Here is a 9,667-nt window from a genome sequence, read left to right as displayed (position 1 = left end):
TGAGGTTTTCTCATCGGTGATCACTTCCAGATCCCGTTGAGAACGAGAGCTGCTCTGGCGATGTCGCCGATCCGGTTGGGGCTGAGCGTGACGTGCTGCAGGGCCCGCCATCGCTGCTTGAGTTCGGCGGCAGTGCGCTCGCCCAGGGCCCGGACATGCCGCAGCAGCATGTTGAGCATGCGGGTATCGGCGTGAAGTGCCTGCTCGGACTGGCCCTTTGGGCGGCGGACCGGGATGCGGATGCCGATGCCCGCGCCGATGTAGCCCTTGTCCGCCAGGGTCGGAAGGCCCTCGGCGGCCTTGTAAAGGGCGGGCAAGGCGTGCAGGCGGGCGGCGGTGATGTCGGGGACGCTGCCGGGCTCGACGTCGGAGACCCACAGGGGGGTGCCGTCCGGAGCGGACAGGAACTGGATGTTGCCGCCGAACGCCTTGTGCTTCTGGCTGAACCACAGGTCGTTACCGTTGTCCCGGAGGCCGGCGAGGCGGTCGGACTCGATCAGTGTGCCGTCGAGGATCACGTGTGTCATGCCTTCACCTCGGCAGCGGGAGAGGACCTCGTGCAGGTCCGGGGCCTGGGCGGAGAGGACGTCGATGCCTTCGTGCAGGTAGCGGTAGCCGGTGGCCTGGGAGATTCCGGCGTCACGGGCCAGGCAGTGCACGCAGCCGCGCTCGCGGAACCAGCGCAGAACCAGTACGGCCTGGCGGAACGGGCCCAGCGCCCGCGAGCCGCGCGGCGTGCCGATGCGTCGTCGGTGTGCGGCCAGCAGGCGGGACAGGTACTCCACGACATGGCGTGGGACGTCGAGCGTGGCAACATAGGTGACCAACGTGAAGCCTCTGGTGGTTACGGACATGATCTTGTGGTGAGACCTGTCCTACCAGGGGCTTTACGTCTGTCCAGAGCCGGGGCCGCCCGGCCCGATCCACCCGGACCTGCACCGATCAGCCCACTTCGCGGAGATCATTTCGCTGAGAAAACCTCACTGAGGAGTTGCATTTCGGCCACGCCGCGGCCCGGTCGTTCATTACGCAGTCCGCTCTCAGCCAGCAGATTCGCAATCTGGAGAAGCGTCTTGGCGTGGCGCTTTTCGAGCGCTCCAGCCGGGCGGTCGCCCTCACCGAGGCCGGCCGGGCGCTGCTGCCCGAGGTCCGGGCGACCGTCGAGGCGATGATGCGGTTGCGGCGGGCCGCGGATGCGCAGGGGCGTCATCTGTCCGGGCGGGTGAGGGTGGGCGCCGTCGGTGCGGAGGCGGCCATGCCGCACACCCGCGCCGTGCTCCGGGCGCTGCGCCGCCGGCATCCCCATCTGGAGGTGGAGGTCCTCGGCCTGAACTTCGCCGACCAGTGGGGCGCCCTGTACCGGCGGGAAGTCGATGTGGTCTTCCTGCGTCCGCCGGTCCCGGACGGCATCGAGGTGCACCACCTGGCGGCCGAGCCCCGCGTGGCCTGCCTGCCCGGCGACGACCCCCTGGCGGCCCGGTCCCGCATCACCCTCGGCCAGCTCTCCGGGTATCCGGTGGTGGACGTCCCGCCTCAGGTGCCGCGGGTGTGGTGGGATTTTTGGGCGGTGGACCCGCGCCCCGACGGCAGCCCGGTGCGGTACGGTCCCGTCGCCGCGGACCTGGAAGCCCTACTGCACACCGTGGCACAGGGCGAGGCCATGGCCTTCCTCCCGGCCGCCGCCCGCGACCTCTTCCACCGTCCCGGCGTCGGCTACACCAACGTCGACGGCCTGCCGCCGTGCACCTCGGCCCTGGCCTGGACGGCCGAACACCGCGACACCCCCGCCGTCGCGGCCGTACGACAGGCCGCACAGGCGGTTTCACACGAACGCACCTACCCATAACAACCGCCCGGCACCTCCATCGCGGTGGAGGTGCCGACGGTGGTCGGCTCGGGCCCCCACAGAACACTTCCGCGCCGGCAGGGAAGACGGGCAGGAGGGTGTCTGTCCACGGCTCCGGTACTCAGAGGCCGCCGGCGACGCGGAGCGCGTCGCCGGCGGCCACGGTGAACGACCACACCACCGGGGAGCACGGAGACTCCAAACGGATCGTCACCGTCTGTGAGGTGTCGGGATACAGGGATATCCGCGGGGTGTCCACGGTGGACCAGGCGGCACAGCCCCCGACGACCTCCAGGCCCTGCGCGCTGTACGCCTGGTCATGGCGGCCGGGCGCCCCCACATCCCGGAGTCGTCCGGTCTGCTGCGTATCTGAAGGAACCCGGGCCTCTCGCCCTCTCCGGGCCAGAGGCCTGCCCGCTCAGCTCGCCTGGTCGTACGCGATAGCCACGACGGTCCGACTCTCTGAGTACCTTCACCGGGGCCTGCTCCGTCGTCGGACCCCGTCCCGCACCACCCATCAATCCCCGAAGGCGGTTTGGACCGCTGTGGAGTTACGGAGGGTCACCGACCGCCGTCGCAGGGCGGGCCTCCCCGGCGGTCGGGAAGCCGGCCCGATTCGGCCACCCGCAAGGGCAGGGCGCGGGTCGACCAGTGGTCGGGCACCCCCGCCCCTCGCGGTCAGTGCCTGTTCCCGATTCCCCGAGCGGCGTTCAGCCAGTGGCGAGTTCGATGATGGCCAGGCGGCCGGCGTGGTGTACCGCCACGGTGCGCAGACCCGCGTGGGCGGCGAGTGCGGTGAGTTCACCGACACCGCGCTCCCGGCCGCCGAAGTAGGCGAGCATCCGCAGGTCCATCCCGGTATCGGGCGACACGCCGTCGGGGCCGGTCATCTCGATGACGAGGACACGGCCGTGCTCTCCCGCCGCCTCCCCGCAGCGCCGCAGGATGGCGCGAGCCGCATCGTCGTCCCAGTCGTGGAGGATCGCGCACAGCAGGTAGCCTCCGGCGCCTGGTGGCAGGGTCTCGAAGAAGTCGCCGGGTACGGCGTCGCCCCGGTCGGTCAGGCCGGCCGCCGCCAGGGCCCTGCGGGCGGCGGCCGCGGTGTCGGGCTGGTCGAGGACGGCGCCCCGCAGTGCGGGATACGCGCGCAGCAGGGCGGTGAGCAGGGTGCCGTTGCCGCCGCCGACGTCGACCACGCTGCCCAGCGACTCCCAGTCGTAGGCGGGAACGATGTCCTCGGCCCAGGCGGCTGCGTCGGCGCCCATCTGTGCGTCGTAGGAGGCGGTGAGCGCGGGGTTTTCCGCCAGGTCCTCCCAGAAGGGCTTGCCGAAGTGCGCGGGGAAGGCGGCTTCGCCGGTGCGCACGCTGTGCGGCAGTCGGACGAACGCCAGATCGGCGCGGCCGATGGCGCCGTCGAGGTCCAGCACGCCACGGAGGCCGGACGGGTGGTCGCCGCGCAGTTCCCGGCCCCGTGCCGTCAGGGTGTAGCCGCCCGAGGAGTCCTGCCCGAGCACGCCCACGGAGACGAGGTGGCGCATCGTCCGGTCGAGCGCGTCGGTGTCGCTGTCCGTGGCGGCGGCCAGCTCCGGTGCCGTCCGCAGTCCCGCCGTGATGTGGTCGGCGAGCCGCAGGGTCGCCGCCACGCGCAGCGCCATCGGCGTCACCAGGTCCGCCATCGCCCACAGCCCCGTCCCGGCCGAAGCGTCCTCCGCCATCAGGCCCTCCTTCGTCTCGGCGCACGAAGGCACCACCCTGGTGGCCCCGGCAGCGGGCGGCAACCGGTTATCGGCCCGGTGCTCGCCGTGCGGCCGCGCGGCCGCACGGCCGGGACCGATGCCGGTGCTCCTCGTCGAGCAGTGCCCACAGGGCGGCGGTGGCGGCCGGGCTGCGGTCGCTCGAGGCCGCCAGGGTCTCCGCCGCGACGCTCCGCACGGTGACGTGCGGGTGGGCGCGTGGCATCGGCCGGCGCAGTGAAACACCGGGGCACGCCCGCGGTCTTGCCGGTTTCCGGGCGGCCTGCCCGGCCACGGTGCACGTGGCCAGAGCGGGCCGGTGACCGGCCGATTGCCTATTCCAGTTGAGTACCGGCACTCAGGCGGGCTGTCATGGTCCGCTCGTAGCGTCCGGCCCATGCACATAGACCATGCTGCTCCCGAGCAGGTGCGCCGCCGGGTGGGCATCACCGCGGTGGCCTCCTGCCTGCCGGATCTCGAAGTGACCTCACGGCAGTTGCAGGAGCGCCTCACCGCCGCCTCCGGGCTGCCCCTGCCCGCGCGCATGCTCGAACGGGCCACCGGCATCGCCTCGCGCCGGGCGGCCGCGGAGGACGAGTACGCCTCGACCCTCGCGGTACGGGCGGCGCGTACGGCGCTGGGCCGGGCCGGACTCGCTCCGTACGATGTGGATCTGCTGGTGTTCGCCTCCGCCACGCGGGACGTGGCCGAACCGGCGACCGCGCACATCGTCCAGGCCGAGCTGGGCTCGCGGGCGCACGCGCTGGACGTGACGAACGCGTGCAACAGCTTCGTCAACGGCATCGACACGGCGCGGGCGATGATCCTCGCCGGCCGTGCCCGCCGCGCCCTGGTCGTCACCGGGGAGACCCCCAGCCGCGCCGTGCGGCACGACCCCTCCGACTCCGGCCAGCTCCGGGACGGCTTCGCGGGCTACACCTTCGGCGACGCGGGGGCCGCGGTCGTCCTGGAGGCCGTGGACCGGGGCGGCATCCTCGACGTGGACACCGAGACGCACTCCGAGCACTGGTCGGTCGGCGGCATCTTCGGCGGTGGTTCGCGCCACCCCCGCGGGGACGAGCACACCTACTTCCGCGGGGACGGCGGCGAGCTGCGCGAGGTCTTCGAGAAGGTCGGCACATCGGTGCTCGACCGGATGCGGCAGCGCACCTCACTGGCGTGGGAGGACTTCCGGCACATCCTGGTGCATCAGGTCACCGTGCCGTACCTGGAGCGTTTCACGGAGCTCACCGGCGTTCCCCGGGACCGGCTCGTCGTCACGGTCCCCGAGCTCGGCAACATGGCGAGCGCCACCCTCGGCGTGCAGCTCGACCGTGTCCACGAGCATCTGCTTCCTGGCGACCGGGTCCTGTTCGTGGGCCTGGGCGGCGGCGTCAGCATCATGACGATGGTCTGGGAGAAGGCATGAGCGTCCTGTGGGTGATCGTGCCCGCGCACCAGGAGGCCGCGCGCATCGGCGCCACCCTGGAGGCGCTCGCGGCCCAGCGCGACCGCGACTTCACCCTCCTCGTCGTGGACAACGCCTCCACCGACAACACCGCGGCCCTCGCCCGCGACTTCGCCCGCCGGGCACCCTTTACGGTGCATGTCATCGGCGAGCCGGAGAAGGGCGTGGGCTGCGCGGTGGACACCGGCTTCCGGTACGCGATCGGACACGGCGCCACGCTGCTGGCCCGCACCGACGCCGACTGCCTGCCGCGGCCCGGCTGGACGGCGGGCGCCCGCGGCGCCCTGCGGCGCGGCGCGGGCCTGGTGTGCGGGCGCGTCGAGGCACGCCGCGACGAGCACGGACCGCTGGGGCGGGCCGTCTTCCGCGTGCTGGTCCGCGTCGCCGCCCTCTTCGGCCGCGTCCGCCCGGCCCACCACCGCCGCCATGGCTATCTCGCCCCCTACCGGATGCACGCCGGCAACAACATGGCCATCACCGCCGCGCTGTACGAGGCGGCCGGCGGGATGCCGCGCCGCCCCTCCCCCACCGACCGGCTCTTCCTCAACCGGGTGCGCCGCCACACCACCGCCATCGTCCACGCCCGCGACATGGTCGTGGAGAACTCCACCCGCCGGCTGCGCGCCTACGGCCTCGTCGGCACCGCCCGCTGGTACCTCGACAAGGGTCCGGGCCGCCACGGGGAGGATCCGCGCTGATGCTCGACGCTCTCGCCGGCGCCCTGCGGCGCCACCCCGGCCGGCCCGCCGTCCTCGGCACCACCCGCAGCGGCGCCGTACGCACCAGGGTCACGTGCGGAGACCTGGCCGACCTCGCCGACCGTTTCACCGCCGCCCTGCACGCGCGGGGCGTCGCACGCGGCGGCACCGTCGGCGTCGCCGTACGGCCGGGGCCCCGGGCTCTGGCCGTGATGCTCGCCGTGCACCGCCTCGGCGCCCGGGCCGCGGTGCTCGACCCGGGTGCCGGGCCGGACGTGCTGCGCGCCCGTCTCGCCCTGGCCCGTCCCGACATCGTCCTGGCCGACGCCGCCGCCCAGGCGGTCGCCGGCTGGGCCCGGCCGCTCGCCCGCCGGGCCCGCCTGGCCCTGCCGGACCTCGCGGAGCTGGGACCGGTGGCCACGGTCGGGCCACGGCTGCCCGGCTGCGCCCCCGCCCTGGACACCGGGGTGCGGACCGCGTTGCCGCCCCCGGTGGACGGGGACGGCGACGCGGTCATCGTGTTCACCTCGGGCACCACCTCCCGGCCCCGCGCGGTGGTGCACACCCGCTCCTCGCTCGCCGCCGGCATGGCCGCGGTGGCCGAGCTGGTCCGGCCCGAGGCCGGGCGGCCCGTTCTCGGCGGGACCTTCTTCGTCCTGGTGCCGTCCCTGGCGAGCGGAGCGCCGGTCGCGCTGCCCGCCCGTTCCGCGCGCGTGCTCTCCCGTCAGCTGCGCCGTCTCGCCCCGCAGGCCACCTATCTGACGCCGCCGCAGACAAGGCGGCTGCTCGCCGAGGGCGGCCGGTTCACCGGGCGGGTGTGGACCGGATCGGCTCCCGCGAGCGCCGGGCTGCTCACCCGCGTCAAGCGCGCGGGGGCCACGGAGGCGTGGGGCGTCTACGCGCTGACCGAACTGTTTCCCGCCGCGGCGGTCGAACAGGCCGACAAGGCCGGCTTCACCGGCGAGGGGGATCTGGTCGGCGCCCCGCTCCCCGGCGTGGCGGCCAGGACCGGCGCCTTGGGGGAGCTGCTGCTGTCCGGCCCCGCCGCCCGGGACCGCTACCTGGGCGAGGAGCCGGGCCCCTGGGTCGCCACCGGCGACCGGGCACGCCTGGACGGCGGCAGGATCGTGCTGGAGGGTCGGCGCAAGGACATGATCCTGCGGGGCGCGGAGAACATCTACCCGGGGCTGTACGAGCCGGCGCTGCACGTACCGGGCGTCGAACTCGCCCTGCTCGTGGGCGTGCCGGCCGGTGACGGCGACGAGCGTCTGGTCGCCGTCGTCCAGCCGGACGCCGGGGCGGACCGCGACACGCTGCGGGCGGCCCTGGCCGGACCGCTGGAGCGCATGGGTTCCGCCCGGCCGGACGCGGTGCTCTTCGCCGACATCCCGCTGTCCGGCCGCTCCCTGAAGCCCGACCGCGCCGCCACCGCACAGCTCGCCGCCCGGCGCCTCACGGCACGGAGCCTCGCGGCACGGAGCAGGCGATGACCGCGCCCGGCAGCGCGCCCGCGCCGTGGGTCGTGGTGCCCGCCCGCGACGAGGGGACCGGGACCGGCGCCGCCCGCGCCGCGCTCGCCACCCAGACCGACACCGGCCTCGCCCTCGCCGTCGTGCACAGCAGCCTGCGCCGGCCGCGGGCCCGGGGCGCCCGCCGGACCCTCCTGTGGTACCGGAACCGCCGCTGCCGCCCCGCCGACCCGAAGCAGGTGCACGCCGGATGACCACGGTTCCCGCCACCCCCACCGCATCCTCCCTCCGTACCGCCCGGCGCCGCGACCGGCGCGTCTACACCCGCTCCCACCCCGTGCTGTTCGCCCTCCTCGCCGCCGCCCGCCACCGCGCGGTCATCCGTGTCGGCGGCGCGGTACTGGTGCACGGCACCGAGCCCTACCGGCAGGCCCTCACCCGCCTCCCGCTGGACCGCACCGCGGCCGGCACCACCGGGGGCGCCGCCCGCGAACTGTCCTACGGCGGCACGCTGTTCGACCAGGAGGGCGCCGGCCACCGCGCCGGCCGGCGCGCGCTCGCCGAGGAACTCGGCGCGGCCGGGGTGGAGCGCCTGCGCCCGGTGTGGCGGGAGATCCTGGCCCGCCGTCTCGCCCCGCTCGGGGCGGGCCGCGACGTCGACCTCGTGCCGTTGGCCCGCGAAGTGGCCGGCGCCACCGTCCGCGCGCTGCTGCACGCCACCGGCGAACCGGAGGACATCGCCGTGGCGGCGGCCGCCGCGGCGGCCGCCACGGTGCGCGACCACCTGCCCGGCCCACGGAGGCCGGGCAGCGCACGTGCGGCCGCCGCGGCGGCCGCACGGCTGGAGGGTCTGCTCGCCCCTGCCCACGGCGAAGCGGCGGAGCCGGCCCTGCGGGCCATGCTCGCGGTCGCCGCCGTCAACACCACTGTCGCGGCCCTCCCGCGGGCCGCCGCCTGGTGCGCCGACGCGGGGCTGTGGGAACAGGCCGCCGATGACCGGCTGCGTCCGGCGCTGGTGGGCGAGCTGTTGCGGGTGACCGCCCCTTCACCGCTGCTGCCCCGCGTGGCGGCGGCCGACGCCGAGCTGGACGGCTGCCCGGTACGGGCCGGGGACCGTCTGATCCTGGTGGCCCGGCACGCCGCTCGGGCCCACGACCAGCCACCGGACGTCCACCGCCCGGCCCCGACCGCCCTGGCCCGGCTCGTCTTCGGTACCGGCCCCCACACCTGCCCCGGTGCGCGCCTGGCCCGTGCCCAGCTCGACGACACCCTCGCCTCGCTCGCCCCTCACCGCCCCACCGTCCAGCGCGCCCGCGTGGACCGGGGCGCGGCCCTGCCCGGCTGGCGCTCCCTCACCGTCCGGGCGACCGAAGTCCCTCGATCCCCGGAGGACCGATGACCACGATCGCCGTCACCGGCGCGAGCGGCTTCTGCGGCTCGCACGTCGCCACCGCGGCCGCCGCCCGCGGCGCCGACGTCCTGTGCGTCGGGCGGCGCCCCGGCCCGGTCGGCCGGCACATCCCCTGGGACGCCGCACACGAGGTGCCGGACCTGTCCGGCACCGACCTCGTCGTGCACTGCGCGGCGGCCGTCGGCGACCCGGTGCCCGGCTCCCCGGCCGAGGCCACCATGCACGCCGTCAACGTCGACGGCACGACACGGCTGCTGGAGGGAGCCGCCGGCCGGCCGGTGGTGTGGGTCAGCAGCGCCAGCGTCTACGCGCCCGGGGCCGGGCGCGCCGGCATCACCGAGGACCATCCGGTACGCGGGCACCTGAACGCGTACGGCCGCACCAAGGCCGCCGGCGAGGCGCTGGCGCTCGCCGCGGGCGCCGTGGTGCTGCGGCCGCGGGCGGTCTACGGCGCCGGGGACCCGCACCTGGTGCCCCGGCTGCTGTCCCGCGTCCGCCGCGGTCTGCTCATGCTGCCGGGACCCAGCGTGCGGCTCAGCCTGACCGCCGTCGAGAACCTCGCCGACGCCTGTCTTGCGGCCGCCGGCTGGCCGGCGGGCGCGTACAACATCGCCGACCCGGCGCCGTACGAACGTGACGAGGCGATACGGACGGTCCTGCGCGCCCACGGCGTACGGGCGCGCATCGGCCGTATCCCGCTGCCGGTGGCCCAGGCCGTGGCGGGCGCCGCCCAGACGCTGGCCCGGCTGCGCCCGCACGCGGAACCGCCGCTCACCCGCTACGCCGTCGACCAGCTGGCGCACTCCGTGGTCCTGGACGTCTCCAGGGCCCGGTCTCAGGGGTGGGTGGCCGGTCGCACCCTCCACGACTACGAAACCGCTCTCCTGAGGAGTCGCCGGAAGACAGCATGCGGGCGAGCGGCGAGCGGGGCCTGACTCCTGGCCCCGAACACGGGACGTGCGGCTTCGGCCGGCGTGGTCGGTGTTTCGCCACCTGGCCGTTCTCCCGGATCTCGGCAGTGATGCCGGGGATGCCGGGGATG

General features: G+C 75.0%; 10 protein-coding genes. 7 read left to right on the top strand and 3 right to left on the bottom strand.

The genetic code is table 11. The annotated features are described in order from the left end of the window. Window positions 1-20: 20 nt before the first annotated feature. Window positions 21-827 (bottom strand): transposase family protein, encoded by an 807-nt coding sequence (locus CUT83_RS17795; protein WP_101256294.1) that lies wholly within the window; start codon window positions 825-827, stop codon window positions 21-23. A 164-nt stretch (window positions 828-991) separates the two neighbouring features. Here CUT83_RS17795 and CUT83_RS17790 point away from each other — a divergent pair, with 164 nt between their 5' ends. Next, window positions 992-1,846 carry a LysR family transcriptional regulator gene (locus CUT83_RS17790; RefSeq protein WP_101256841.1) on the top strand — a complete coding sequence of 285 codons (855 nt, stop codon included), beginning with the start codon at window positions 992-994 and terminating at the stop codon, window positions 1,844-1,846. A 121-nt stretch (window positions 1,847-1,967) separates the two neighbouring features. Here CUT83_RS17790 and CUT83_RS17785 read toward each other — a convergent pair whose 3' ends face one another. After that, the gene (locus tag CUT83_RS17785; RefSeq protein WP_101256840.1) at window positions 1,968-2,186 is read right to left on the bottom strand and encodes a hypothetical protein; all 219 of its coding nucleotides are present in this window, start codon (window positions 2,184-2,186) and stop codon (window positions 1,968-1,970) included. Between the two features lie 370 nt (window positions 2,187-2,556). Further along, window positions 2,557-3,561 (bottom strand): methyltransferase, encoded by a 1,005-nt coding sequence (locus CUT83_RS17780; RefSeq protein WP_101256839.1) that lies wholly within the window; start codon window positions 3,559-3,561, stop codon window positions 2,557-2,559. 415 nt (window positions 3,562-3,976) lie between these two features. On the opposite strand from CUT83_RS17780, the gene CUT83_RS17775 reads away from it, so the two are divergent. The 6 genes from CUT83_RS17775 to CUT83_RS17750 are packed head-to-tail and all read left to right on the top strand — an operon-like array spanning window position 3,977 to window position 9,560. Continuing rightward, the gene (locus CUT83_RS17775; protein WP_101256838.1) at window positions 3,977-5,008 is read left to right on the top strand and encodes a 3-oxoacyl-ACP synthase III family protein; all 1,032 of its coding nucleotides are present in this window, start codon (window positions 3,977-3,979) and stop codon (window positions 5,006-5,008) included. Beyond that, complete coding sequence (locus CUT83_RS17770; protein WP_101256837.1) at window positions 5,005-5,745, top strand: glycosyltransferase family A protein; 741 nt, start codon at window positions 5,005-5,007, stop codon at window positions 5,743-5,745. The genes CUT83_RS17775 and CUT83_RS17770 overlap by 4 nt, the downstream gene beginning before the upstream one ends. Continuing rightward, complete coding sequence (locus CUT83_RS17765) at window positions 5,745-7,235, top strand: class I adenylate-forming enzyme family protein (protein ID WP_101256836.1); 1,491 nt, start codon at window positions 5,745-5,747, stop codon at window positions 7,233-7,235. The genes CUT83_RS17770 and CUT83_RS17765 overlap by 1 nt, the downstream gene beginning before the upstream one ends. Then, on the top strand, window positions 7,232-7,468 hold the full coding sequence (locus CUT83_RS30485) for a hypothetical protein (protein ID WP_194074717.1): 237 nt from the start codon (window positions 7,232-7,234) through the stop codon (window positions 7,466-7,468). The genes CUT83_RS17765 and CUT83_RS30485 overlap by 4 nt, the downstream gene beginning before the upstream one ends. Beyond that, window positions 7,465-8,613 (top strand): cytochrome P450, encoded by a 1,149-nt coding sequence (locus CUT83_RS17755; protein ID WP_101256835.1) that lies wholly within the window; start codon window positions 7,465-7,467, stop codon window positions 8,611-8,613. Before CUT83_RS30485 ends, CUT83_RS17755 begins: the two co-directional genes overlap by 4 nt. After that, entirely contained in the window at window positions 8,610-9,560 is a 951-nt protein-coding gene (locus CUT83_RS17750) for an NAD-dependent epimerase/dehydratase family protein (RefSeq protein WP_101256834.1), read from the top strand. Before CUT83_RS17755 ends, CUT83_RS17750 begins: the two co-directional genes overlap by 4 nt. The last annotated feature ends 107 nt before the right edge of the window (window positions 9,561-9,667 follow it).

The organism is Streptomyces barkulensis, from assembly GCF_002843305.1.
Taxonomy (GTDB): Bacteria; Actinomycetota; Actinomycetes; order Streptomycetales; family Streptomycetaceae; genus Streptomyces; species Streptomyces barkulensis.
Note: the sequence above shows the minus strand (reverse complement) of the source record. Positions and strands in the feature narration are given on the sequence as shown.

What these genes read in the sequence shown, in the direction of transcription:
- CUT83_RS17780 (WP_101256839.1), bottom strand. Translation starts at nt 3,561, where the DNA reads ATGGCGGAGGACGCTTCGGCCGGGACGGGGCTGTGGGCGATGGCGGAC.
- CUT83_RS17775 (WP_101256838.1), top strand. Translation starts at nt 3,977, where the DNA reads ATGCACATAGACCATGCTGCTCCCGAGCAGGTGCGCCGCCGGGTGGGC.
- CUT83_RS17770 (WP_101256837.1), top strand. Translation starts at nt 5,005, where the DNA reads ATGAGCGTCCTGTGGGTGATCGTGCCCGCGCACCAGGAGGCCGCGCGC.
- CUT83_RS17765 (WP_101256836.1), top strand. Translation starts at nt 5,745, where the DNA reads ATGCTCGACGCTCTCGCCGGCGCCCTGCGGCGCCACCCCGGCCGGCCC.
- CUT83_RS30485 (WP_194074717.1), top strand. Translation starts at nt 7,232, where the DNA reads ATGACCGCGCCCGGCAGCGCGCCCGCGCCGTGGGTCGTGGTGCCCGCC.
- CUT83_RS17755 (WP_101256835.1), top strand. Translation starts at nt 7,465, where the DNA reads ATGACCACGGTTCCCGCCACCCCCACCGCATCCTCCCTCCGTACCGCC.
- CUT83_RS17750 (WP_101256834.1), top strand. Translation starts at nt 8,610, where the DNA reads ATGACCACGATCGCCGTCACCGGCGCGAGCGGCTTCTGCGGCTCGCAC.